This window comes from Desulfovibrio sp. SGI.169, from assembly GCF_050313595.1.
Taxonomy (GTDB): Bacteria; Desulfobacterota; Desulfovibrionia; order Desulfovibrionales; family Desulfovibrionaceae; genus Desulfovibrio.
This window is the reverse complement of the sequence record NZ_JBNPLS010000001.1, coordinates 204,526-227,207: the sequence shown is the minus strand read 5'-3', so window position 1 is coordinate 227,207 and position 22,682 is coordinate 204,526. Positions and strand designations below refer to the sequence as shown.

Annotated in this window: 24 protein-coding genes; 7 read left to right on the top strand and 17 right to left on the bottom strand. The window is 64.2% G+C overall.

The window, feature by feature from the left end; genetic code table 11:
- Positions 1-60: 60 nt before the first annotated feature.
- The 14 genes from ACQRA4_RS01075 to ACQRA4_RS01010 form a co-directional block, all read right to left on the bottom strand.
- Positions 61-1,275 (bottom strand): amidohydrolase family protein, encoded by a 1,215-nt coding sequence (locus ACQRA4_RS01075; protein ID WP_427821224.1) that lies wholly within the window; start codon positions 1,273-1,275, stop codon positions 61-63.
- A gap of 11 nt (positions 1,276-1,286) precedes the next feature.
- A complete protein-coding gene (locus tag ACQRA4_RS01070) occupies positions 1,287-2,153 on the bottom strand; it encodes a YitT family protein (protein WP_427821223.1) in 867 nt (288 codons plus the stop codon).
- A gap of 7 nt (positions 2,154-2,160) precedes the next feature.
- Positions 2,161-2,958, bottom strand: a complete 798-nt coding sequence (locus ACQRA4_RS01065; protein ID WP_427821222.1) for a sulfite exporter TauE/SafE family protein — start codon at positions 2,956-2,958, stop codon at positions 2,161-2,163.
- Between the two features lie 100 nt (positions 2,959-3,058).
- Positions 3,059-3,766: a molybdopterin-guanine dinucleotide biosynthesis protein MobB gene (locus tag ACQRA4_RS01060; RefSeq protein WP_427821221.1), complete on the bottom strand. Its 708-nt coding sequence runs from the start codon at positions 3,764-3,766 to the stop codon at positions 3,059-3,061.
- A gap of 273 nt (positions 3,767-4,039) precedes the next feature.
- The gene (locus ACQRA4_RS01055) at positions 4,040-4,441 is read right to left on the bottom strand and encodes a F0F1 ATP synthase subunit epsilon (protein WP_427821220.1); all 402 of its coding nucleotides are present in this window, start codon (positions 4,439-4,441) and stop codon (positions 4,040-4,042) included.
- 34 nt (positions 4,442-4,475) lie between these two features.
- Positions 4,476-5,897 carry a F0F1 ATP synthase subunit beta gene (gene atpD, locus ACQRA4_RS01050; protein ID WP_427821219.1) on the bottom strand — a complete coding sequence of 474 codons (1,422 nt, stop codon included), beginning with the start codon at positions 5,895-5,897 and terminating at the stop codon, positions 4,476-4,478.
- A 10-nt stretch (positions 5,898-5,907) separates the two neighbouring features.
- On the bottom strand, positions 5,908-6,792 hold the full coding sequence (locus tag ACQRA4_RS01045) for a F0F1 ATP synthase subunit gamma (protein WP_427821218.1): 885 nt from the start codon (positions 6,790-6,792) through the stop codon (positions 5,908-5,910).
- A 23-nt stretch (positions 6,793-6,815) separates the two neighbouring features.
- Positions 6,816-8,324, bottom strand: a complete 1,509-nt coding sequence (gene atpA / locus ACQRA4_RS01040) for a F0F1 ATP synthase subunit alpha (RefSeq protein ID WP_427821217.1) — start codon at positions 8,322-8,324, stop codon at positions 6,816-6,818.
- A 3-nt stretch (positions 8,325-8,327) separates the two neighbouring features.
- A complete protein-coding gene (gene atpH / locus ACQRA4_RS01035; RefSeq protein WP_427821216.1) occupies positions 8,328-8,879 on the bottom strand; it encodes an ATP synthase F1 subunit delta in 552 nt (183 codons plus the stop codon).
- Positions 8,876-9,448 carry a F0F1 ATP synthase subunit B gene (locus ACQRA4_RS01030; protein ID WP_427821215.1) on the bottom strand — a complete coding sequence of 191 codons (573 nt, stop codon included), beginning with the start codon at positions 9,446-9,448 and terminating at the stop codon, positions 8,876-8,878. Before ACQRA4_RS01030 ends, atpH begins: the two co-directional genes overlap by 4 nt.
- A gap of 148 nt (positions 9,449-9,596) precedes the next feature.
- Entirely contained in the window at positions 9,597-10,016 is a 420-nt protein-coding gene (locus tag ACQRA4_RS01025) for an ATP synthase F0 subunit B (RefSeq protein WP_427821214.1), read from the bottom strand.
- Positions 10,017-10,224: 208 nt separating this feature from the next.
- On the bottom strand, positions 10,225-11,265 hold the full coding sequence (locus tag ACQRA4_RS01020; protein ID WP_427821213.1) for a glycosyltransferase: 1,041 nt from the start codon (positions 11,263-11,265) through the stop codon (positions 10,225-10,227).
- A 20-nt stretch (positions 11,266-11,285) separates the two neighbouring features.
- On the bottom strand, positions 11,286-11,822 hold the full coding sequence (aroL, locus tag ACQRA4_RS01015) for a shikimate kinase AroL (RefSeq protein ID WP_427821212.1): 537 nt from the start codon (positions 11,820-11,822) through the stop codon (positions 11,286-11,288).
- A 28-nt stretch (positions 11,823-11,850) separates the two neighbouring features.
- Positions 11,851-12,924 (bottom strand): aminopeptidase P family protein, encoded by a 1,074-nt coding sequence (locus ACQRA4_RS01010; protein WP_427821211.1) that lies wholly within the window; start codon positions 12,922-12,924, stop codon positions 11,851-11,853.
- A gap of 277 nt (positions 12,925-13,201) precedes the next feature.
- On the opposite strand from ACQRA4_RS01010, the gene ACQRA4_RS01005 reads away from it, so the two are divergent.
- From ACQRA4_RS01005 to ACQRA4_RS00975, 7 genes are all read left to right on the top strand, one after another.
- On the top strand, positions 13,202-13,687 hold the full coding sequence (locus tag ACQRA4_RS01005) for a bacteriohemerythrin (RefSeq protein WP_427821210.1): 486 nt from the start codon (positions 13,202-13,204) through the stop codon (positions 13,685-13,687).
- A 275-nt stretch (positions 13,688-13,962) separates the two neighbouring features.
- Positions 13,963-14,772, top strand: coding sequence for a dihydroorotate dehydrogenase electron transfer subunit (locus tag ACQRA4_RS01000; protein WP_427821209.1), 810 nt, complete (start codon positions 13,963-13,965; stop codon positions 14,770-14,772).
- A gap of 178 nt (positions 14,773-14,950) precedes the next feature.
- A complete protein-coding gene (locus tag ACQRA4_RS00995; RefSeq protein ID WP_427821208.1) occupies positions 14,951-15,877 on the top strand; it encodes a dihydroorotate dehydrogenase in 927 nt (308 codons plus the stop codon).
- A gap of 6 nt (positions 15,878-15,883) precedes the next feature.
- Complete coding sequence (locus ACQRA4_RS00990; protein WP_427821207.1) at positions 15,884-17,014, top strand: hypothetical protein; 1,131 nt, start codon at positions 15,884-15,886, stop codon at positions 17,012-17,014.
- The gene (locus tag ACQRA4_RS00985; RefSeq protein WP_427821206.1) at positions 17,011-18,066 is read left to right on the top strand and encodes an NAD-dependent epimerase/dehydratase family protein; all 1,056 of its coding nucleotides are present in this window, start codon (positions 17,011-17,013) and stop codon (positions 18,064-18,066) included. The genes ACQRA4_RS00990 and ACQRA4_RS00985 overlap by 4 nt, the downstream gene beginning before the upstream one ends.
- Entirely contained in the window at positions 18,063-20,066 is a 2,004-nt protein-coding gene (locus ACQRA4_RS00980; protein WP_427821205.1) for an ABC-F family ATP-binding cassette domain-containing protein, read from the top strand. The genes ACQRA4_RS00985 and ACQRA4_RS00980 overlap by 4 nt, the downstream gene beginning before the upstream one ends.
- 3 nt (positions 20,067-20,069) lie before the next feature.
- Positions 20,070-20,525, top strand: a complete 456-nt coding sequence (locus ACQRA4_RS00975; RefSeq protein WP_427821204.1) for a (deoxy)nucleoside triphosphate pyrophosphohydrolase — start codon at positions 20,070-20,072, stop codon at positions 20,523-20,525.
- A gap of 17 nt (positions 20,526-20,542) precedes the next feature.
- Here the strand turns inward: ACQRA4_RS00975 and thiF are convergent, their stop codons facing one another.
- The 3 genes from thiF to thiH form a co-directional block, all read right to left on the bottom strand.
- Positions 20,543-21,160 (bottom strand): sulfur carrier protein ThiS adenylyltransferase ThiF, encoded by a 618-nt coding sequence (gene thiF / locus ACQRA4_RS00970; RefSeq protein WP_427821203.1) that lies wholly within the window; start codon positions 21,158-21,160, stop codon positions 20,543-20,545.
- Between the two features lie 36 nt (positions 21,161-21,196).
- On the bottom strand, positions 21,197-21,457 hold the full coding sequence (locus ACQRA4_RS00965; protein ID WP_427821202.1) for a hypothetical protein: 261 nt from the start codon (positions 21,455-21,457) through the stop codon (positions 21,197-21,199).
- Positions 21,458-21,541: 84 nt separating this feature from the next.
- Positions 21,542-22,657, bottom strand: coding sequence for a 2-iminoacetate synthase ThiH (gene thiH / locus ACQRA4_RS00960; protein ID WP_427821201.1), 1,116 nt, complete (start codon positions 22,655-22,657; stop codon positions 21,542-21,544).
- Between the last annotated feature and the right edge of the window lie 25 nt (positions 22,658-22,682).

Here is a 22,682-nt window from a genome sequence, read left to right as displayed (position 1 = left end):
GGCGTGTCCGCCCCTCCCGGGGCAACCGCATGAAGGGGCAGCCAGTAATAGGGCCTGCCCCTAATAGGTCAGGGTCTCCGGCAGGATGCAGAACGCCGCCGGGCCGCCCGGCGTAAGGCGTCCGACCCCGGCGTCGCTCAGGCCCAGAGCCGCCGCGCCGTTGACTGTAAGCAGGCGTATCAGGGCTTCGGGCGGCACATCAAGGCTTTCGCGCAGGTAGACGGCTTCCCGACGCACATCCAGGTCGGTATTGGAGGTCAGACCGTCCGTGCCCAGGCAAAGCAGAGCGCCGCTCTCCATCAGAGCGCGCGCCGGCGGCGCGCCCACGCCAAGATTGCGGTTGGAGCGCGGGCAAAGGCAGAGGGCCGCGCCCCCGGCGGCCAGCGCCTCCACTTCCTGGGCATCCAGTTGAACGCCATGCACGGCCAGCGCGCCCGGCCCAAGCAGGCCCAGGCTGGCGGCGTAGGCCAGGGGCCGCATGCCCGGCGGCCGCCAGCCATCGGGCAGTACCGCGCCCGCGTAGCAGTCATACAGGGGGCCGTCGCCGGTGAGCAGCAACTGGCTCTCTTCCGGTGATTCCGCCAGGTGAAAACTGAAAACGGCATTGTTGCGGGCGCAGTATTCCCGCGCGGCGCGCAGCGCTTCCGGCGCGGTGGAGTAAAGGGCGTGTCCGGCCGGGACGCAACGCCCGGCCAGCTCCGTGGCCGCCGCCAATTCGTCGCGGCAGCGCGGCGGCCAGGGGCCCTTGTCGTCCATAAAGGGCGGGCCGAAGCCGAACCATTCGCAAAAATGGCTGACGCCCACGCCGGCGGCGCGACAGTTGCGATCCACCAGGGTCAGAGCGCCGCGCAGGGAGCCGCCCACATCGCCCACATGCGAGGTTCCCGCGGCGGCCAGGCTTTCACAGGCGTTTTCAATGGCGGCGGCCACTTCACTGGCCGGGGCCGCGCCCAGTTGGGGAATCATGCTGGCAAGCCAGGCCGCGAAGCCCTTGCCCCAGAGCGTACGCCCAGCCAGCCATGAAAGCTGGATGTGGGCGTGGGCGTTGACGCAGGCCGGCATCAGACAGACCGGCCCCACATCGCGCACCAGCGCGCCGGCGGGCAGGCGGGCGCTTTTCCAGGGCAGCACATCCTCCACCAGCCCGTTGCTCACCAGCAGCACGGCATTGTCAATTTTTTTCAGGGCGGCGAAAAGCCGCGCCCCCCTGGCCGGATGCTCCCCGCTCAGGGGCACGATGGTTTTGGCCCGTATGGCCAGGATGGAGGCGTCCATGCGCTCCCCTGTCAGTGATTTCGGCGCGCGAACTGCCCGCCGGACACATAGAAGGTATTTTCCACAATGAAGAGCGCGTGGGGGTCAATGGCATAAACCAGGTTCTCCAGACGCCTGAGGGCCACATTGCTGGTGACTGTGAGCAGGATTTCGCGGTCTGATCCTGAATAGGCCCCCTTGCCGCGCAGCATGGTGGCCCCGAAACGCTCCGTAACCAGGATGGCTTCGCTGATTTCTTCGCCGTGGTCGGAAATGATCATCACCAGCTTGCGCCGGTTGAACATGCCCAGCACATACTCCAGCGTGTTGGAGGAGATGAACATCATCAGCATGGAGGCCACGATAATATCCAGAGAAAGGCGGAACGCGCCCAGCAGAAACAGCAGGGCGTTGAAGATGAAGTTGAACTGTCCGATAGGGATGCTCCAGCGTTCCTTGAGCAGCACGGCGATAATGTCCGTGCCGCCGCCGCTGCCCAGAGTGCGCAGCATGATGCCCCCGGCGGCGCCGTGCAGCACGCCGCCCACCACCGCGGCGTAAATTTCGGCGGAAAGGGGAATCTGGAAGTTGATGAACATCCCGAAAGCCGTGGTGCAGAACGTGCCGTAGGCCGTGTACAGCAGAAAACGCCGCCCTACGAGGAACCAGCCGCCAATGTAGATGGGCAGGCAGAGCAGCATATACCAGAGCAAAGGCGTGAGTGTGTCGCTCCAATAGGCGATGAGCAGGGCCACGCCCATGACGCCCCCGGCCAGGAAGTCATGGGGCGCGGCCACGCACTGAATGCAGACGGCCATCAGAAGGGAACCCAGCGTCAGCAAGAGCAGGTTCCACCAGACAGATTCGGCCAGCTTAGAGTTGTAGGTATAAAGTTGCATGCCTGGCTTACAAAATGCCCCACAACATTTTCAGAGCGACAAGGATCAAAAAGCAGGCAAAGCCGCGCTTGAGTTTTGCGGTGGGCAGGGAATGCGACAATCTGGCGCCCAGGGGCGCGGTAAGAAAGCTGGCCGCAGCCAGGCCCAGCAGAGCCCAGAGGTTCACGAAGCCCAGAGAGAGGGCGGGCAGGTCGGGCCGGCCCCAGCCGCCAATGACGTAGCCCAGGGCGCCGGCCACGGCAATGGGAAAGCCGAGGGCCGCCGAGGTGCCCACAGCGTGGTGCAGAGGCACGTTGCAGAAGCTCATGAAAGGCACGGAGAGAGAACCGCCGCCAATGCCCACAAAGCTGGAAACCAGGCCGATAACGCCGCCCACGCCCGCTGTGCCCAAGGCTCCGGGCATGTCGCGGCTGGCCGGGGGCCGGTAGTTGGAAAGCATCTGCGCGGCGACCGCCAGCAAAAAGCAGATGAAAAATATTTTCAGGAACATGGTGGACAAGTGCGTGGCCAGCAGACCGCCCGCAAACGTGCCGATCAGAAGGCCGGGCGTGATATTGCGAAAGATGTCCCAGTGCACCGCCCCGCGCGCGTTATGGGCCCGCGCGCTGGAAATGGAGGTGATCACGATGCTGGCCAGCGACGTGCCCAGCGCCATCTGCTGCACATATTCGGGCGGCACGCCCTGCCAGGGAAAAATGGTCACCAGCATGGGCACAATGACAATGCCGCCGCCCACGCCCAGCAGACCGGCCAGCACGCCGGCCACGGCCCCACAGCAAAGATAGGCCAAGAGAGAAAGAAGCATGCGTAATCTCCTGCAAAATTGCGCAATGCCGCAAACAGACGCCCCGCGCCCCCGCAAGCGCTCGTCTGGCGGCTTGCGGCATTGCCGCTGTTGAAAAATGTTATTTCAGGACTATCTCCACCCGCCCGGCGGCCATGCCCTTGAGGGGCGCAAGCATGCCGCGCAACGCGCCTTCCAGAATGCGGGCCGTGAAATCGTTGAGCGGCACTTCGCGCCCGTTGACCTTCAGGCTGAAAGAGGGTGGCGTCAGGGCAGGACAATCCTCCGGCGCGGCCGCGCCGCGGACAATATCCCCGGTCAGCCCGGCGCAGTTTTTCCGTCCGCAAAGGCCGCAATCCAGCCCGCCCAGCAGAAACGCTTTTTCGTCAACCAGGCGGGCCAGTTCCGTCAGCGAGTTCTGGTCAAAGGCGGGCAAGGGCGGCAGAGCAACGGCGCCGTATGTGGCCACAGCCAGGTTCGGAGCCAGGTCGGGCGCTTCCCGCTCATGGTGCAGGCAGAGCACGCGCGGCAGAAAGGCAAGGCTTTTGCCGCCTTCCACCAGCACGATGTCCGCCGAAAGGCGGGTGAAAATGTCCATGAAGCCGACCTTGCCGGACCAGAAAATGGCGGCCTCGTTGTCGCCCAGCGCGGCCACCGCGCGATCCGCAGCCCTGAGCTTGCCGGTATCGCTCCGCGGCAGATCCAGAGCGTGATGAACGCGTTTGATGACGGCAACCCTGCGGCCCAGATTTTCCAGAGCCGCGGCCAGCAGAGCCGTGAGCGTGGTCTTGCCGGAATTTTTGAAGCCGCTGATGGCGATGGCGCGCATGGCTTTTCTCCGATGAGGCTGGGTCGAGGGCTGTCGTCGCTGTGTTTCGCCTGGCGGGTGCGCCGGCAGCGCCGGCCGGATTCAACAAACCGATGTCGCTTCGTTCATGGCGTTTTCGCGTCGCGTCGGGCTTGTACCGCCCTGGAAGTCATTTCATGCGATTATGAAATGACTTCTAGACAAAGCCCTGTGCCGCGTCAACTGGCGTCGCATGGAGAAAGAGCCGGAGGCAATGCCCCCGGCTCCTGTCATGTTTATCGCACGCCGTCGCCGTCAGCGCAACTGCGCCACCTGCAGGCGCGTGACGGCGCGTTGCAGGGCGGCTTCGGCCCGCGTCTGATCCACGCTCTCGTCATGAGCGGCGAGGCGTTTTTCAGCCCGCTCCTTGGCGGCCTGGGCTCTGGCGGTGTCAATTTCACCGGCCAGTTCGGCGGATTCGGCAAGCACGCTCAGCACGTTATTGTTCACATCGGCAAAGCCGCCGGAAATGAAGACGTTCTCATCCTTGCCGTTGACCCGGTAACGCAGGTCGCCGATTTTCAGGGCCGAGAGCAACGAGACGTGCTGCGGCAACACACCGAATTCGCCTTCCACCCCGGGGCAGACAACCATTTCCACCTCGGCGCTGACCACGGTTTTATCCGGCGTCACCACTTCCAGTTGCAGCGTGCCCATACTCACTCCTTAGCTTCCCTGACTCGCGACGGGGCTAGTTTTCTTCCTGCAGCTTGCGCTGCTCATACTTGGCCACGGCCTGCTCAATGCCGCCGAGCATGTAGAAGTCGCCTTCGGCCAGGTGGTCGTACTCGCCGTCCAGAATGCCCTTGAAGCCCTTGATGGTGTCTTCCAGCTTCACATACTGGCCGGGCGTGCCCGTGAAGGTTTCGGCCACATGGAAGGGCTGGGAGAGGAAGCGCTGGATGCGACGGGCGCGGGCCACGGTGAGCTTGTCCTCGTCCGAGAGTTCGTCCATACCCAGAATGGCGATGATGTCCTGCAGTTCCTTGTATTTCTGCAGCACCATCTGCACCCGCCGGGCCACGCTGTAATGCTCTTCGCCCACCACATCGGGGGCGAGAATGCGCGAGGTGGAGTCCAGCGGGTCCACGGCCGGGTAAATGCCCAGTTCCGCGATCTGGCGGGAAAGCACCAGGGTGCCGTCCAGATGCGAGAAAGTCGTGGCCGGGGCCGGGTCGGTCAGGTCGTCGGCAGGCACATATACGGCCTGCACCGAGGTGATCGAGCCGGCATTGGTGGAGGTGATGCGTTCCTGCAGCGCGCCCAGGTCAGTGCCCAGGGTGGGCTGATAGCCCACGGCCGAAGGCATGCGGCCGAGCAGGGCCGACACTTCCGAACCGGCCTGGGTAAAGCGGAAGATGTTGTCGATGAACAGCAGCACGTCCTGATGCTCTTCGTCGCGGAAGTATTCGGCGCAGGCCAGAGCGGTGAGGGCCACGCGCGCGCGGGCTCCCGGAGGTTCGTTCATCTGACCGTAGACAAGCGTGGCGCGCTCCAGAACGCCGGCTTCCTTGAGTTCGTGATACAGGTCGTTGCCCTCACGGGTGCGTTCGCCCACGCCGGCGAACACCGAGGAGCCGCCGTGCTGTTTGGCGATATTGTTGATCATCTCCATGAGGATAACGGTCTTGCCCACGCCCGCGCCGCCGAAGAGCCCCATCTTGCCGCCCTTGGGGAAGGGCACAAGCAGATCCACAACCTTGATGCCGGTTTCCAGCAGTTCAACCTTGGTGTTCTGCTCGGTAAACTCGGGCGCGGGGCGGTGAATGGGGTAGTATTTTTCGGCGTTGACCGGCCCCAGTTCATCCACGGGACGGCCAATGACGTTCAGGATGCGGCCCACCGCGGCCTTGCCCACAGGCACCATGATGGGCTGGCCCGTATCCACCACTTCCATGCCGCGCACCAGACCTTCGGTGGCGTCCATGGCGATGGTGCGAACCACATTGTCGCCCAGATGTTGCGCCACTTCACAGATCAGCTCCGGAGCGTCGCTGTTGTTCGGGTTTTTTATCTCCAGGGCGGTGAAGATATTCGGCAGGTTGCCGTCGCTGAACTCAACGTCCACCACGGCGCCGATAACCTGAACGACTTTACCGATGTTTTTGCTCATGTTTGGCTCCTTAACCGTTCAGCGCTTCCGCGCCGCCGACGATGTCGATGAGTTCGCTGGTAATGGAAGCCTGCCGCGTCTTGTTATAAAGCAGGGTCAGCATGTTGATCATTTCGTTGCAGTTGCGCGTGGCGTTGTCCATAGCGGCCATGCGGGCGGCGTGCTCACTGGCCGAGGTGTCCAGAAGGCCGCGATAGACCTGCACCTTGACGTAGCGTGGCAGAAGTTCCGCCAGCAGCTTTTCCTCATCCGGCTCGTACACATACTCGCAACGGGCTTCCCCGGCTTCTTCAGCCGTTTCCTCGGCCTCCGGGGTTTTCAGCGGCAGCAGACGGAGAGCGCGCGGCGGCTGATGCCCCATGGACACAAACTCGCCGTAGACCAGCCATACTTCGTCAAAAGCCAGACTTTCATAGCCATGAATGACTTCCTGAGCCACGGAACTGGCCAGGGGAAAGTCTATGCTGCCCATGCGGTCGCCATAGGCGGTGAGCATGGCGTACTCGCTTTTGCGCGCCACATCGCGGCCCTTGCGGCCCACGCAGGTAAAGCTGACCTGCATGCCGGCCTGTTTTTTTTCTTCGGCAAGCTTCAGGGCGGCGTTGATGATGCTGCCGTTGAAGCTGCCGCACAGGCCGCGATCCGAAGTGATCATGATAATGGCGCAGTTTTTCTTTTCCTCGTGCTCGGCCAGCAGGGGGTGGGCATTGCCCTCCACCTTGCGCGACAGTTCGGCGAGCACCTGGCGGTATTTGGCCGCGTAGGGTCTGAAGCGCTCGATACGGGCCTGGGCGCCGCGCAGCTTGGCCGAGGCCACCATGTTCATGGCCTTGGTGATCTGCTTGGTCTTGCCGACCCCTACGATCTTCATCTTGACGTCTTTGAGTGAAGGCATGCTAGGTCTCCCGTTTGGCGGCCTCAGGCCCGCCAGCCCTGCTTGAAGGCGGCAACGGCCTCGGTGAGCGCGCTTTCCACAGCCTCGTCAATGACCTTTTTATCCTTGATGGCGTCCAGCACATCCTTCCTGGTGTCGCGCAGGAAGGTCAGCATTTCGGTTTCAAAACGGCGAATCTGATCCACGGGCACATCGTCCATATGGCCGCGCGTGGCCGCCCAGATGGAGGCCACCTGCTCCTGCGCGGGCATGGGCCGGTACTGGGGCTGCTTGAGCAGTTCCACCAGCCGCGCGCCGCGATCCAGCTTGGCCTTGGTGCCCTTGTCCAGATCCGAACCAAACTGGGCGAAAGCCGCCAGCTCGCGGTACTGCGCCAGGTCCAGACGCATGGTGCCCGCCACCTGTTTCATGGCCTTGATCTGGGCCGCGCCGCCCACGCGGGACACGGAAAGGCCCACGTTGATGGCCGGGCGCACACCGGCGTTGAACAGGTTCGGCTCCAGATAAACCTGACCGTCAGTGATGGAAATCACGTTGGTCGGAATGTACGCGGAGACGTCGCCGGCCTGGGTTTCAATGATGGGCAGGGCCGTCAGGGAACCGGCGCCCAGGCTGTCGTTGACCTTGGCCGCGCGTTCCAGCAGACGCGAGTGCAGGTAGAAGACGTCGCCGGGGAAAGCTTCACGTCCCGGGGGGCGGCGGAGCAGCAGGGACATCTGGCGGTAGGCCACGGCCTGTTTGGAAAGGTCGTCGTAGACGATCAGGGCGTGCTTGCCGCTGTCGCGGTAGTATTCGGCCATGGTGCAGCCGGTGTAGGCCGCGATGTACTGCAAGGGCGCCGGGTCGGAGGCCGTGGCCGAAATGATGGTGGTGTACTCCAGCGCGCCGTACTTGCGCAGGGTGTCGGCCACCAGGGCCACTGAAGCCTTCTTCTGACCGATGGCCACATAGAAGCAGTGGATGTCGGTTTCTTTCTGGGCCAGGATGGCGTCAACGCATACGGCGGTCTTGCCGGTCTGGCGGTCGCCGATGATCAGCTCGCGCTGGCCGCGCCCGATGGGCGTCATGGCGTCAATGGCCTTCAGGCCCGTGGGCATGGGCTCATGCACGCTTTTGCGGGCGATGATGCCGGGGGCCTTGATTTCCACGGGGCGCACCTCGGTGGATTCGATGGGGCCAAGGCCGTCGATGGGCTCACCCAGGGGGTTGAGCACGCGGCCCATGACCTTGTCGCCCACGGGCACGGAGAAGATTTTGCCGGTGCGCCTGACCGGGTCGCCCTCCTTGATGCCCACGTCCGAACCGAGCAGGGCCACGCCCACGTTGTCCTCTTCAAGGTTGAGCACCATGCCCATGACGCCGCCGGGGAATTCCAGCAGTTCCATGGACATGGCGTTCTGCACGCCGTGGACGCGGGCGATGCCGTCACCAACGTAGAGTACGGTGCCGGTTTCGCTCATTTCCACGCGCTGCTCGTAGTTCTGGATTTGATCCTCAATGATCTTGCTTATCTCTTCCGCTTTGATCTGCATGTGCTATTCACCCCTCTTGAAAGTCTCCCGCAGGATCCCCAATTGCGCGCGCAGACTTGCGTCCAGCACCCGGTCTCCCATTTTGAGCACCATACCCCCAAGAATGTCTTTGTCCACAGCGAAGGTCAGCTCGATGTCGGCCCCGCTTTTTTCCCGCAGGGCCTCCCTGAGCTTGTCCTGCCTGGCGGTGGAAAGTTTCACGGCGGTGGTCAGCCGTCCGCGGATCACGCCTTTGGCCTCGTCCAGCAGCTTGCCATACCATCTGGCGATCTCGCGCAGGAAGGCCAGGCGCTCCTTGTCAGCCAGCAGGAAGCAGAAGTTGCGCATGATCTGGTCGGCTTTGAGCTTGTCCAGCAATTTGCCCATGACCGCCTTTTTTTCATTCACGCTGATGACCGGACTTTTCAGCGTCATGTCCAGCCTTGGCGCGGCGGCGATCATTTCACCCAGCGCAGCGAGGCATGCCCCGCGCCGGGTGAGGGCGTCGTCCCCTTCCTTCCGGCCCAACGCAAAAATGGCGTTGGCGTATCTGCGTGCAACCACGGTGTCAGTCAATGGAGCACCACCTTGTTAAGGGATTTGGCGATAAGTTTGTCGTGCGCGTCGGCGTTCAGCTTGCCGCGCAAGGCTTTTTCGGCCGCGTCCACGATTTCGTCGGCGAGAACGGCGCGCACTTCAGCCAGCACGGCGCGCCCTTCATTTTCAGCGGTAAGCCGGGCCTGCTCCACAATTTGCCGGGCCTGGCGGCGCGCTTCTTCCACAATGCCTTGCCTGAGCTGTTCGGCCTGAACCCGGCTTTCCTCCAGAATGGCCTTGCGCTCTTCATCCAGACGGGCGATGCGCGTCTCCACGGCGGCCAGGCGTTCCTTGGCTTTGGCGCGGCGTTCTTCCAGCGTATCCAGGTTCTCCCGGATGGTCTGGCGGCGGCCCCTGAAGAATTTTTTGGCCAGCCCGCCCACAAAGTGCCAGAGGATGCCCGCAAAGACCACGAAGTTGAGCACGCGCCAGCCGAAATCGCCCCAGCGCGGCGCGGCGTGCCCGGCTTCCGCGGCGGCTTCAGTGGCGATTGCCGCCATGAACAGCGCCAGCGGCAGGACAAGCCCGAAGTGTTTCCATTTGCTCAAAGCACACCCCCTACGGTCTGAGAAATGATCTTGCGGAGCGCCAGGCGCCTGCAATGTCTGTATTTGCGGTCGCGGTTCGTCGCCCTGCGCGGCAGACGACGGCGGATCGCGCGGCGCAACGCGGCGAAAAGCGCCATGAAACCGGAGCTCAGCTTTTGATAAGGCGATCCGCCAGGCGAGAGGAGTATTCGCCCACCTGATTGCGCAACTCGTTGAGCGTGGCGTCGGCCTGTTCCCGCAGATTGCGACGGGTGTCAGCCAGAATGTCGCGGGCGCTCTTCTGCGCCTCGCCCACGATGCCCTGCTGTTCCGTCAGGCCGGCGTTACGGCCCTCTTCACGGGCGAGGCCCGCATCCTGCCGGGCGCGGGCCAGTTCGGCCTCGTAGCTGGCGAGACGTTCGGCGGCCTGGGATTCAAAGTTGTCGGCTTCGCCGGCAAGGTTGTCCATGACGCCGTTGCGTTTTTTTATGATGTCGCGGATGGGGCGAATCAGGAGGATATTGAGCACAAAAATGGCGATGAAAAAATTCACCAGCTGAAAAAGCAGCGTGATATTAAGGTCCAGCATGCCCATCCTCCCTAAGAAATGGCAATGTGAAGGCTTTGATGCATAAAGCCCTTGCAGCATAACCCTGCAAGTCCGTTATGTCAAAGGGTATTGGTGACAAATTTCGCAAACTTTACAAAAAAGTTTGCGCAAGGACAGGGCCGAAAAACGTAAAGCCGGCGTCATGCGCGGATTTTTCGCCAGTGGTGTCAAAAGGAACGAGTGGCGCTCAAGCCAGCAGCCAGTCATCCGGGCCGTAGCCCGCGCTCTGGAGCCAGCGGGCCGCCTCTTCCGCCGCGCCGTGGGCCGTAAGGGCATTGAGGATGCGGCAGCGCCCCGGTTTCGGCAGGGCCGCGCGGGGCAGCACAGGCGCATTGTTTACACGGTTGCCGATCTTGCGCGGGTCAATATCAATATAGGCCGCGGGCCGTATGCCGCGCCGCCAGAGCGGGGCCAGGCGCCGCCGGGCCATGCGCCCCGCGCCCAGCACCCAGACGTGGGGATGAAAGGGGTTGGCGCGGGCCAGGGCGCGGGCCAGCCAGAGGGCGCGCAGTTCGTTGCAGGCGGTCGCGCGGTAGCGGGCGTCGGCGCGTGTGGCCCGCGCCGGCGAGTCGTTCCAGCTCAGCAGGTACAGGGGCAGCTTTTCCATGCGCGCGCCCGCGTCCAGCCAGCGCAGCCAGAGCTCCCAGTCTTCGGGAAAGTCTCCGTCGGCATAGCCGCCCCAGCGCTCCACGGCTTCGCGCCGGAACATGACCGAGGGATGGCAGACGGGCGTATCACGAAAACGCTGCCGGGCGATGGCCTCGGGCGCGCACAGGCCGTTTTGCCAGTTCACGAAGTGGGCGAAGCCGCGGGCCTTGAGCGCGTCGCCGCCGAAGCGCACGCGGGTGGCCGAAAGGTGCAGGGCCGGGGCGGAGTTCAGGTGCGCGGCCTGCCGCGCCAGCCGTTCCGGGTGAAGCGTGTCGTCGGCGTCCATGCGCGCCAGATAGACGCCGCGCGCGACGGCCAGACCGGCATTGAGCGCCCTGGCGATACCCTGATGGGGGCGGTGGAGCACGCGCAGCCGGGCTTCCCGCGCGGCCGCGGCCTCCAGCATGGCCGGGCCGGCATCGGTGGAGCCGTCGTCCACCACAATCACTTCAAAGGGGGGCAGGGGCGCGTCCGGCGCTGAGCGTTGGGCCCACAGGCCGTCCAGGGCGGCCGTCAGACCGGGGGCGGCGTTGTATACGGGCATGATGACGGAGATAACGGGCGAGGGGGCGCCGGGCATGCGTCAATCCGGCTTCGGCATCAGGCCCGGGAGGGCGGCATGCCCAGCAGGCGCAGGGCCGCCGCGCAAATTTCGGCGGGTTGCGCCGTGGCGTCCAGGATGTGGTGCGCGGCCTCTTCGTAGAGAGGATGCCGTTCGGCCAGCACCTGCCGCACTTCCTCAACCATGTCCAGGCCGGTCAGCGAAGGGCGCTGCGCCGCCAGCGGGTCGCGGCGCAGCCGCCGGGCCAGGGCCTCGGCCGGGGCGGCCAGATAAAAGACCGTGCCGCGCTCGCGCATGAAGCTGCGGTTTGCCGGGTCCAGAACCATGCCGCCGCCCGTGGCCACGACCTTTCGGTCGGAGGCGGGCGAGCCAGTCACTTCGCGCAGGGCTTCGCTTTCGCGCGCCCTGAAGCCCGGCCAGCCCTCGTCGGCCACCACCTCGGCCACAGTGCGGCCCAGGCGGCGGCACAGATGCTGATCCGTGTCCGTGAACGGGCAGTCCAGCAGACGGGCCAGCTCCAGCCCCACCGTGGTTTTGCCCGCCGCGCGGGCCCCCACCAGAAAGATCGCCGCCATGCGGGCTCCTTGTATCGCGGTATGTGGTCTATAAGACGCGCGCGCCGTCCTCTTCGACCAGAACGGTATACTCCCAGCGCACGCCGCCCCAGGCCGGATAATACAGGCCCGGCTCCACCGTGACCGTCATGCCCGGTTCCAGCCGGCCTTCGGCGCGCGGGGACAGGCTGGGGGCTTCGTGGGTTTCCAGGCCGACGCCGTGCCCCAGCCCGTGCGTGAAGGCATCCGCCACGCCGGCTTTTTCAAAGACCGCGCGGGCCTCCGCATAGGCCCGCGCCAGGGGCAGGCCGGGCCGCATCTTTTTCAGGGCCGCCTCCTGCGCCTCGCGCACCAGAGACATGGCGCGCCTGAATTCCGGCGCGGGCGCGTCGCCCACCCAGAAGGTGCGGGTCTGGTCAGAGCAGTAGCCGTCCACCCGGCAGCCCACGTCCACAAGCACGGGGCAGTTCTCCGTGACGGCGTCTTCGCCGGGAATGGCGTGGGGCAGAGCCGCGTTGCGGCCCACGGCCACGATATTGGCAAAGGCCAGCTCCGTGGCGCCGTTCTCGCGAAAGAAACGCTCAATGGCCCAGCTCAGCTCCCTTTCCGTCTTGCCGGGCGTCAATTGGCCCTCCACCCAGCGCAAAAGCTTGTGGTTGAGCGCGAAAGAATGCTCCAGCGCCGCGATTTCGCAGGGTTCCTTGATCCGTCGCAGGTCTTCCACCAGACCGTCGGCGGCCTCCAGGCGCGGGCCGGGGCCGGAGCGCCCCAGAGCGCGGGCAAAGACCAGGCTGACGCCCCGCGCCTCCAGCCCGACGCGCTCGCCGCAGCGCCGCAGCAGGCCGCGCAGATCGCCGGCGGCGTCAGCGCCGTAAATGAAAATGCTGTCCCTGTTCCAAAGGCGTGCGGCGGCGTCAAGATAGCGGGCATCCGTGGCCAGCCAGTCCCGCCCGTCGGCCGTGACCACCAGGCGGCCCGCGCTTTCATTGCACTGCGGATCGTGCAGCTCAAAGCCTGAAAGGTAAAAACGGTTGGCGGCCCGGCTGATCAGCAGGGCATCCAGGCCCCTGGCGCGCATGGCCCGGCGCAGCCGGTCGCGGCGTGCGGCGTAGTTTGCTTGCATGGTTCTTGTCTCCCGCCTCCCCGGTCGGGGGGCACGTTTATGCTACAGTGTCGGGCCGTGCATGAAAAGCCCTGTCCCTGCCTTATGGCCCTCTGAAAATACGGCGGGTCGTCAGCACGCGTTTTTCCGTCAGCCGTATCGTACACGCTGACTCTTTGCTGATGGCTTCGGATGCAGAGTATCTTCAGGAACGGCGTATGCGAAGTTGCCGCGTGAAAATCGCAATACATGACCAATGTCTGGGCTGTTCTGCAGAAAACAGGAATGGAGTGCCAAGGTGAAAAGGTTCATTTGGGAAAACTGTTATCTTCTTGGAGTTCATAGCCTTGATAAGGCGCATCAGGAAATATTTACTGTCGCCAACAGGATTTATAATCTGCTCTCATCCGGCGCATGCCATCACTGGACGGCCAAGCAAGGCATTTTATATTTAAATGCCTATGTGCTGAAGCATTTTGATGATGAAGAAAATTACATGCTCTCTATTAACTATCCTGATTACGAAAATCATAAGGCAATACATGATGAGTTCAGATTTATTCAATTGAAATCATTGGAAGATGATTTGATATCAAATGACTATAATATATACTCGATAAAAAATTTTGTTGAAGTTATTGATCACTGGATAAGATATATTATGAAAGATGATAAAAATATTGATAATTATTTTAGAGCCACGCAAATTCCCAATTGTTTTGAGGTAAAAAACCATTCCGGCCCGATGATGAGCAGGTATGGCAGCGGAGCTTCATGGTTTTAGAGCGAATTGCCTTTGAAAAAGGCATTGGCTCCGGCGGACGCGAGAGCGCACGCCCGCGCTGATGTTTTGCTGAACTGCTGATTTTGCCGGTACAGAGCCTTAGCATAAAGGGCCGGACTGCTGCCCGTGCGGGGAGACATTCGCCTTTTCGATGATTTTCTAAAAAATTCATTTTGAATTTCAGATAATTGAAATGCGGCTTTCATTAGAAACGTGAATGCCTCCGCGCGGACAGTCGGTTGACCGCCCCGGCAAGTGGGTTTATAGATCAGGGCATGTCTCAACCGCGCTCTTCATTGCTTACGGTGCTGGATCTGGTGCCTTTTGGCCAGACCGGCCAGGAAAGCCGTTTTTTCGCCCTGCGCCTGAGCCGTCCCGAATGGGAGCAGTGGCGTCCCGGCCAGTTTGTCATGGTTCGGCCCACGTCTTTCGGCCTGGAGATTCCCTGGGCCCGGCCTCTGGGCGTCTGCCACATGACAGCCCGCCACCTGATTTGCTTTTTTCAGGTTCAGGGGCGCGGCACCCGGCGCATGGCCGAGGTCAAGGCCGGCGACACGGTGCGGGTCTGGGGGCCGCTGGGCAACGGCTTCGCCGTCGAGCCGGACACGCCCACCCTGCTTCTGGCGGGGGGCATGGGCATTGTGCCCTTTGTGGGCTACGTCAATGAACACCCCAAGCCCTGGAACGTCACCATGCTCTTCGGACACCGGGAGCCCATCAGCTGCTACCCGGTGGACAGCATCAACGAGCATGTGCCCCTGGACAGCCTGCGCGAGCATACGCCCGGCGATCTGGACAATTTCATTTTTTCGCTGCAGGAGCGCATGCGCGAATACGCGGAGCAGAACGGCCTGGTGCTGGCCTGCGGGCCGCTGCCCTTCCTGCGCACCGTGCAGAAATTTGCCGCCGAGCTGGGGGTGCGCACCCAGCTTTCGCTGGAAAACCGCATGGGCTGCGGCGTGGGGGCCTGCCTGGGCTGCGTGGTTCGCACCACTGACGCCTGGCCGGCGCCCGCCGGGCGCGGCGGTTTGATTCAGGTGTGCAATCATGGCCCGGTGTTCTGGTCGCATCATATCGAGCTGTAGACGCGACGGCTTTTGGGTCGCTGGCGTAAGAGGGCCGCTCTTTGTTCCGCCGGGCGCGGAAAAAGCGCTCTCCCGCAAAAAGGCCCGCTTTCTCCGCCGGCGACCGTCCGTGCCGGGCGCTGAGGCGCGGCGGCTCTGTTCCGTTGAATGAATGTTGATTACACCATCGGGAAACAGCATGGATCTTTCCGTCACCCTGAAAGGGCAAAGCCACGATCTCAAATTGAAAAATCCGGTGCTCACGGCATCGGGCACTTTCGGTTACGGCGTGGAGTTCGCGCCCTACGGCGATTTGAGGGCCCTGGGCGGCATTGTGGTCAAGGGCCTGTCGCTGCGGCCGCGCGAGGGCAATCCCTGCCCGCGCATTGTGGAAACCACGGCGGGCATGCTCAATGCCGTGGGCCTGCAAAATGACGGTGTGGAGGCCTTCTGCCGGGACAAACTGCCCCGGCTGCCCTGGCGCGAAACGCCTGTCATCGTGAATATGTACGCCACATCTCCGGCGGAATTCGGGGAACTGGCCGCGCGTCTGGACGGAGAAGAAGGCGTGGCCGCGCTGGAGGTCAACGTCTCCTGCCCCAACGTCAGGGAAGGCGGCGCGCTCTTCGGGCAGGACCCCAAACTGGCCGCCGCCGTCACCGCCGCCGTGCGCGAACGCGCGCCGCACAAGCATGTGATGGTCAAGCTTTCGCCCAATGTCACGGATATCGCGCTCATGGCGCGCAGTGTGGAGGATGCGGGCGCGGACAGCGTTTCCTGCATCAACACCCTGCTGGGCATGGCTGTGGATCTGCGCTCGCGGCGTCCCTCCCTGGCCAATGTGGTGGGCGGGCTGTCCGGCCCGGCCATCAAGCCCGTGGCCCTGCGTTGCGTCTGGCAGGTGGCGCGCGCGGTGAAAATTCCCGTGGTGGGCATGGGCGGCATTGTCAGCGCCGAGGACGCGCTGGAATTCATTCTGGCGGGCGCCGCCGCCGTGCAGGTGGGCACGGCCAACTTCATGCGGCCGGACAGCGCCTTTGCCCTGGCGGCGGAACTGCCCGCGGCGTGCAAAAGGCTGGGCGCGGCTTCACCGGCCCAATTGCGCGGCGCGCTGCTTACGGATTAAGGGCGTATGGCCGTCAGTGTCATTCCGGTTCGTTCCGAACAGGAACTGACCAGCTTCGTGGATTTGCCCTGGGCTGTCCACGCGGATCAGCCCCTCTGGGTTCCGACCATCAAAAACCAGGACCGTGAACTGCTCACGCCCGGCGCGCATCCTTTCTGGGAATCGGCCCGGCGCGAACTTTTTCTGGCCCTGCGCGACGGGCGGGCCGTGGGCCGCATCGCGGCCATAGTGGATGAAAAGTACAACGCCTATGCCGGCGAAGCCTGCGGCGCTTTCGGCTTTTTTGAGTGCCTGAATGATGCCGAAGCCGCCCACGCCTTGCTGGACAAGGCCCGCAGCTGGCTGGCTGGCCAGGGCATGCGCTTCATGCGCGGGCCACTGAACCCCTCCGCCAATTACACCTGCGGCCTGCTGGTGGATGGCTTTGAGTTGCCGCCGGTGATCATGATGCCGTGGAACCCGCCCTATTATGCGGAGTTGCTGGAAGGCTGGCATCTGCGCAAGGAGCAGGATCTTTTCGCCTATCTTATCGAACGCGAGCGCCTCGCGCCGCCGGACTGGCTGCGCCAGGAGGTGAACCGCCTCAAGGCCGAGGCCCGCTTCAGCTGCCGCACCTCCGGCAAGGCCACGCTGGCCGCCGACATCCGAACCATGCTGGATATCTACCGCGAATCCTGGGCCAAAAACTGGGGTTTTTCGCCCTTGTCCGACGGTGAGGCCGAACACCATGTCAAAGAGCTCAAAAGCGTGCTGGATCCGGAATTTTTTGTGCTCTTTTTTCACAACGACGAGCCCGCCGCCGGCATGGTGGCCCTGCCGGACATGAACCCTCTGCTCAAACGCCTCAACGGCAAGCTGGGCCTGTCCGCGCTCTGGCACTGGTGGCAGGCGCGCGCGGAAATCCGGGGCGGCTACCGCATCATGCTCTTCGGCATCAGGGAGGAGTTCCGCCTGCTGGGCCTGCCCCTGCTGCTGCTGGACTTCATGCTGGAGAAAGCCCGCAGCAAGCCGGACTTCCAGTGGGTGGAAGGCTCCTGGGTGCTGGAGGACAATGTGGCCGTGGATGACCTTATTGAAGATTTTTCGGGCCGCATCACCAAGCGCTATCGCATTTACCGCCGGGAAATCGCCGTATGAGCGGAAGCGCGGGCCAGGCTTTTCCCCGCCTGAGCGGCAAAAGGGCGCTGGTCACCGGCGGCACGGGTTTTGTGGGCCGTCATCTTCTGCCGCTTCTGCTGGAAAGCGGCGCGCGCGTCACCTGCCTGACCCGCGCGGCTTCGCGCACTGGGCATCTGCCCGCGGATGTGCGCGTGGCGCGGGCGGATCTGGGCACGGGGCACGGTCTCGCCGAGGCGCTGGCCGGGCAGGATGTGGTCATCCACATGGCGGCTCTGCTGTTCGGCCTGGGCTGGCAGGACTATCTGCGCGCCAACGCCCTGGCCGCGCGCGTCATCGTGAACGCGCTGGCCAGGCTGGAGGGGGGCGGCCCGGCGCGCTTCGTGCTGGTGTCCAGCCTGGCGGCCAGCGGCCCTTCGGCCAGCCCGCCCGGCGTGCCGGACAATGTTTTGCCCGCGCCGGTTTCCGCCTACGGCTGGTCCAAGCTGCTGGTGGAACAGATACTGGGCCGCGCTCTGGGGGAGAGGCTGGTAACGCTGCGCCCGCCCATTATTTACGGCTCCGGCGACAGGGGGCTGCTGCCCGTGTTCAAGGGCGCGGCCAGGGGCTTTGCCGTCAGCCCCGGCGCATTCCGCGAGTTCCCCGTTTCCGTCGTGCATGCGAGGGACATGGCCCAGGCCGTGCTGCTCTGCTGCGGGGAGGCGGCGCGCGGCGTGTACCACGTCAATGACGGCGGCGTGCATGACATGTCCGGCTTCTGCCGGGTCATGGGCAAGGCTCTGGGGCGCGACCGCCTGCGCGTGCTGCGCCCGCCTCTGCCGCTGATGGCCGTCACGGCCGGGCTGTCCTCCTGCGGCGGCCTGCTTCGGGCGCGTCTGGCGCGGGCTTTCACGGGCCGAGCCCCGGCGCGCGCGCCCAACTGGAATCTGGACAAATACCGCGAGGCCCGGCAGGCGGGCTGGCTTTGCGACGCCTCCCGCATCCGGCGCGAGCTGGGCTACGAGCCGCGGGTCAGCCTGGCCGAAGGCATGGCCGAGGCCGTGGAAGGCTACCGGCGTGAGGGCTGGCTGTGAAGATAACTATTCAGGAACTTTCCAAATCATTCGGCGGCCGGGATATTTTCAGCAATTTCTCGCTGGAGGTGGATTCCGGCGTGCGCCTTTGCGTCTGCGGGCCCAACGGCACGGGCAAGTCCACCCTGTTGCGCCTGCTGGCCGGGGTGGAATCGCCGGACGGGGGCCGGGTGCTGCTGCCCAGGGGCTGCCGCCTGGGTTTTGTGGAGCAGGAACTCTCCGAACAGGCTTTGGATACGCCCCTGCTGAGCTTTGTGCTGGATGTGCTGCACGACTGGAACGATTTCTGGGCCGAATGGGCGCAGGCCGCCGAATCCGGCGACGAAGGCCGGCTCAGTGCGCTGATGCGCCGCCAGAGCGAACTGGAGGCCATATACGGCTACAACCCCGAACACCGGGCCAAGGCCGTGCTGTCCGGCCTGGGCTTCTCCGAGGCCAAGTGGGGGCGCGCCCTGCGCCAGCTCTCCGGCGGCTGGCGCGAACGGGCCAAGCTGGCCCGCGTGCTCACGGCCGGGGCCGATGTGCTTTTGCTGGACGAGCCCACCAACCATCTGGACATGGAAGCCGTGGAATGGCTGGAATCCTTTTTGCTGGACTTCAGGGGCGCGCTGGTTTTTGTGGCCCACGACCGCATGTTCATGGACAATGTGGGCACGCATGTGCTCTATCTGGGCCTGTCCCGGCCGGTGTTCCGCAAGGCCAGCTACAGTCAGTTTCTGGTCTTGCAGGAGGAATACAATACCCAGCGCGAGCGCGAGGCCCGCGCCCTTCAGGACGAGCTCAACCGCAAGATGGCTTTTGTGGAGCGTTTTCGGGCCAAGGCCACCAAGGCCCGCCAGGCCGGCTCACGCCAGAAGATGGCCAAAAAGCTGGAAAAGGAGCTGGAGGATTACCGGCCCGAGCCCAGACGCCGGGAGCTTGCCTTTTCCTGGCCCGAGGCGCCGCACTCGGAAAAGATCATGCTGGCCGCCGCTGATCTGGCCTTTCACTTTCCCGACGGCAAAAGCATGTGGCCGCCGCTGACTTTCACCCTCTACCGGGGCGGGCGCATCGCCCTGGTGGGGCACAACGGCTGCGGCAAATCCACCCTGCTCAAACTGCTGGCCGGGCAGCTGGAGCGCTGCGGCGGCAATATTGTCACCGCATCCCAGATGCGCCTGGGCTATTACACGCAGCACCAGATGGACACGCTGCGGCCGGACACCACGGTGCTGGGCGAAATTCGCCGCCTTTCTGACCCGCGCACCACGGAAGAGGAACTCATGAGCGTGCTGGGTCTTTTTCTGCTGGGGCAGGAGTATTTTGACCGCCAGGTCGGCGCGCTGTCCGGCGGCGAAAAAAGCCGCCTGGTTCTGGCCAGCCTGTTTCTGAAACGCTGCAATTTTCTGCTGCTGGACGAGCCCACCAACCATCTGGACCTGGAAAGCCGTGAGGCGCTGGTGGCGGCCCTGCAAAAATTCACCGGCGCCCTGCTGATGGTGGCCCATGACCGCTGGCTGCTTTCGCAGGTGAGGGCCGAAGCCTGGGAACTGAACGAGCGCGGTCTCACGCCGCACGCCGATTTCGCGGCCTATGACGCGGAGCGCCGGGCGCGCCTCGCGGGGGTGGAAGGCAAGGGCGGCGCGCCTCTGAACGCGGCGGGCCCGCCGAAGTTCAAAACCGAGACAGCGGGAGAGGCCGCGCCCGCGCTCTCGCGGGAAGAGCAGAAGCGCCTCAGGCGCGAACAGGCCGAAAAGCGCAATGCCCTGCACAAGAAACTCAAGCCCCTGGAAAGCGGATACGCGGCTCTGGAAGGGGAATTGTCCCGCGTGCTGGACGAACAGGGCGCGGTGGAAACGCAACTGGCCGATCCGCAGGTGTACGCTGACCACAGCCGTTCCGGCGAACTGCTCAGACGCTTTGAGGAGTGCAGGCGGCGCGGTGAGGACATTCTTGAGGAAATGACGGGGCTGGAAGAAAAGATGGCCGAAATCAGGAGCAAATGGGCCGAAAGCGAGTGAAACATGGCGGAACATGGCGAGAATCTGCGGCTTGTTGAAGTGGCCGCGGGCGTCATCTGGCGCGGCGGGCGCTTTCTGGCCGCGCAGCGTCCCACGGACAAGCCCCTGGAAGGCTACTGGGAGTTTCCCGGCGGCAAGCTGGAAGCGGGCGAGAGCCCGTCCGAGGCCCTGGCCCGCGAACTGGCCGAAGAGCTGGGCATCGGCGCGCGCGAATGTCGGTTCTGGCAAAGCCTGGAACACAGCTACGCCGAGCGCGGCTTCCGGGTGCGCCTGCATTTTTTTCACGTCACCCGTTTCAGCGGCGAACCCTGCCCGGCGGAAGGCCAGAATCTGCGCTGGGTGACGCCCTTCGAGGCTCTGGAATTGGGTTTTTTGCCCGCTGACGCCAGCGTGCTGGAACAGCTGCGGGCGGAAGGAGCGGGAAGCCCGCCTGAAGCCCCGCCGGCAAGCGAGGGCTGACCCTGAAGAGCCAGGGCTCACTGACTCTGCCCGTTCGCCCCCAGCACAAATTCCAGCACGGCGTCGGCCAGCAGGGCGGCGGCCTCGGTCACGCGCGGGGCCAGGGGCGGCGACGCAAGAATGTCCGTGCTGAAATCTCCCACCAGGGTCATGCGCCCCAGGCGGCGCTTCTGCATGGCCGGGCCGCCGTAGCCGCCCATGCCTGAGGCGCTGGCCACCATGTGGCCGTTCAGCAGGGCGTATTCCACCAGCATGGTTTTTGCTTCGGCGTCGTCCAGGGCTTCCACCCAGATGGGGCGGCCGGGCAGGATGTCGGGCAGATTGGCCGGGCACAGGCGCAGGCGCTGTACCTCCACCCGCATGTCTGGATTCAGTTCGCGCAGCAGTTCCGCCAGGGCTTCCACCTTGGGCCTGCCCAGATGGCGCGGCCAGTACTGCTGGCGGTTGAGGTTGGAGGCTTCCACCACATCGTCGTCCACCAGCAGCATGTCTTCTATCCCGCAGCGCGCCAGCATAAGCGCCGCGTTGGATCCCAGGCCCCCGGCCCCGGCCAGGCCCACGCGCGCGGCGCGCAGCCTGTCCAGTTGTTCCGGCGAAAAATAGCGACGCAGGCCCTCGCGCAGGCTGTTGCTCATATACGTTCCTTTGGCGTCATGCGGCTGTGCGGGCCGTTATTCGGGATGCGACGCTCCCCCGGCCCACAGAATTTCTTTTGCGCCGGGCTGGCCGGCAAAGCCGTGCGGGCTCAGCGCGGCGGCATAGGCTCCCGCGTTTTCAAAAAACAGCAGGTTGCCTGTCACGGCGTTTTCCAGGGGGATGTCGCGGGCCACAGTATCCATGGCAGTGCACAGACTGCCGCAGACCGTGACGGTCCGGGCGGGCGCGGGCCGCCCCCAGGCCCTGGGAGCACCGGTGTGGCAACCGCTCCACAATCCGTCATTCGCATAGACGCCATCCTTCTGCCTGGCGGCCGAAAGCGGGTGCCCGCCAGCGCCCGCGAAACGTCGCCTGTGGCGTCAGGCCGCCGGGTCTTCCCAGTCCTTGAGCACGGCCTGATAGCCGTTGGCCGCCAGGGCGGCGGTCATCTCCGCAAGGCTGCGGCGGTCGGTGATTTCAAACTGGCCGGGGTTGCGCCTGTCTTCCGTGGCTCTGCCGCCCACAGCCGTGGACACGCCCGCGGACACGCGGGTGACGCCCAGCGGCACCAGATGGTCGCGCATGAAGGCGCTTTCGCGGCTGGAGCAGGTGATGCCCGCGCGCGGCAAAAAACAGCGTATTGCCGTGACGTACTGCGCCAGACGCCGGTCGTCCACGGCATGCTGAACGTCAAATTCGCCTTCATGCGGGCAGATGCGCGGAATGGACACGCTCACCTCCACGCCGGGGAAGTGGCGTTGCAGCCACCAGGCGTGCAGGCCCGTGCAGAACGCGTCCTGCTCAAAAGCCTCCAGCCCCAGCAGCGCGCCCAGGCCCAGAGAGCGCATGCCCGCGCGCGCCGCGCGCTCCGGCGCGTTGAGACGGAAGCCGTAGTCGCGCTTGGGCCCCACGGGGTGCAACCAGGCATAGAGTTCGGGATTGTACGTCTCCTGAAACATGGTCATGGAGTCCACGCCCGCCTGGATCAGCAGGCTGTATTCCGCTTCGGTGAGCGAGTAGACCTCCACGCCCACGGAGGCGAAAAGAGGCTTGATGCGCCGCGCCACCGAAGCGATATACTCCGGCGAGGACAGCCTGGGCGCGTCGCCGGTGAGCAGCAGCACATGCTGAAAGCCCATGTCGGCGATGGCCCTGGCCTCGGCGCAGGCCTCGTCCACGCTGAGGTGGCGGCGGGCCTGCTTGTTCCTGGCGTTGAAGCCGCAGTAGCGGCACTGGTTGGCGCAGACATCCGAAATGTACAGCGGGGTGAAGATATTCACGGCCCGCCCGAAATAACGCAGGGTCAGTTCATGCGCCTTGCGGGCCATGGCCTCGAGATGCTCCGCGGCGGCGGGCGAGAGAAGGGTCAGAAAATCGGCGGGTTGCAGCGTGTCTTTGCGCAGCGCGGCCAATACCCTGTCCGAAGTGGCCTGGGCCACGCCTTGGCTTCTGCGTTCAGCGGGCCAGGACTGCAGAAATTGCTGGAAATTTTCCATCTGTGTGGTCCTTGTGAAGAAAATG

Coding starts and splice junctions, on each gene's coding strand:
- ACQRA4_RS00985 (WP_427821206.1), top strand. CDS start 17,011: ATGAGCGGAAGCGCGGGCCAGGCTTTTCCCCGCCTGAGCGGCAAAAGG.
- ACQRA4_RS01065 (WP_427821222.1), bottom strand. CDS start 2,958: ATGCTTCTTTCTCTCTTGGCCTATCTTTGCTGTGGGGCCGTGGCCGGC.
- ACQRA4_RS01045 (WP_427821218.1), bottom strand. CDS start 6,792: ATGCCTTCACTCAAAGACGTCAAGATGAAGATCGTAGGGGTCGGCAAG.
- atpA (WP_427821217.1), bottom strand. CDS start 8,324: ATGCAGATCAAAGCGGAAGAGATAAGCAAGATCATTGAGGATCAAATC.
- ACQRA4_RS01000 (WP_427821209.1), top strand. CDS start 13,963: ATGTCTCAACCGCGCTCTTCATTGCTTACGGTGCTGGATCTGGTGCCT.
- ACQRA4_RS01060 (WP_427821221.1), bottom strand. CDS start 3,766: ATGCGCGCCATCGCCATCAGCGGCTTCAAAAATTCCGGCAAGACCACG.
- thiH (WP_427821201.1), bottom strand. CDS start 22,657: ATGGAAAATTTCCAGCAATTTCTGCAGTCCTGGCCCGCTGAACGCAGA.
- ACQRA4_RS01020 (WP_427821213.1), bottom strand. CDS start 11,265: ATGCCCGGCGCCCCCTCGCCCGTTATCTCCGTCATCATGCCCGTATAC.
- ACQRA4_RS00995 (WP_427821208.1), top strand. CDS start 14,951: ATGGATCTTTCCGTCACCCTGAAAGGGCAAAGCCACGATCTCAAATTG.
- ACQRA4_RS01075 (WP_427821224.1), bottom strand. CDS start 1,275: ATGGACGCCTCCATCCTGGCCATACGGGCCAAAACCATCGTGCCCCTG.
- ACQRA4_RS01070 (WP_427821223.1), bottom strand. CDS start 2,153: ATGCAACTTTATACCTACAACTCTAAGCTGGCCGAATCTGTCTGGTGG.
- ACQRA4_RS01025 (WP_427821214.1), bottom strand. CDS start 10,016: ATGCTGGACCTTAATATCACGCTGCTTTTTCAGCTGGTGAATTTTTTC.
- atpD (WP_427821219.1), bottom strand. CDS start 5,897: ATGAGCAAAAACATCGGTAAAGTCGTTCAGGTTATCGGCGCCGTGGTG.
- thiF (WP_427821203.1), bottom strand. CDS start 21,160: ATGAGCAACAGCCTGCGCGAGGGCCTGCGTCGCTATTTTTCGCCGGAA.
- ACQRA4_RS01010 (WP_427821211.1), bottom strand. CDS start 12,924: ATGCAAGCAAACTACGCCGCACGCCGCGACCGGCTGCGCCGGGCCATG.
- ACQRA4_RS00975 (WP_427821204.1), top strand. CDS start 20,070: ATGGCGGAACATGGCGAGAATCTGCGGCTTGTTGAAGTGGCCGCGGGC.
- ACQRA4_RS01055 (WP_427821220.1), bottom strand. CDS start 4,441: ATGGGCACGCTGCAACTGGAAGTGGTGACGCCGGATAAAACCGTGGTC.
- ACQRA4_RS00990 (WP_427821207.1), top strand. CDS start 15,884: ATGGCCGTCAGTGTCATTCCGGTTCGTTCCGAACAGGAACTGACCAGC.
- aroL (WP_427821212.1), bottom strand. CDS start 11,822: ATGGCGGCGATCTTTCTGGTGGGGGCCCGCGCGGCGGGCAAAACCACG.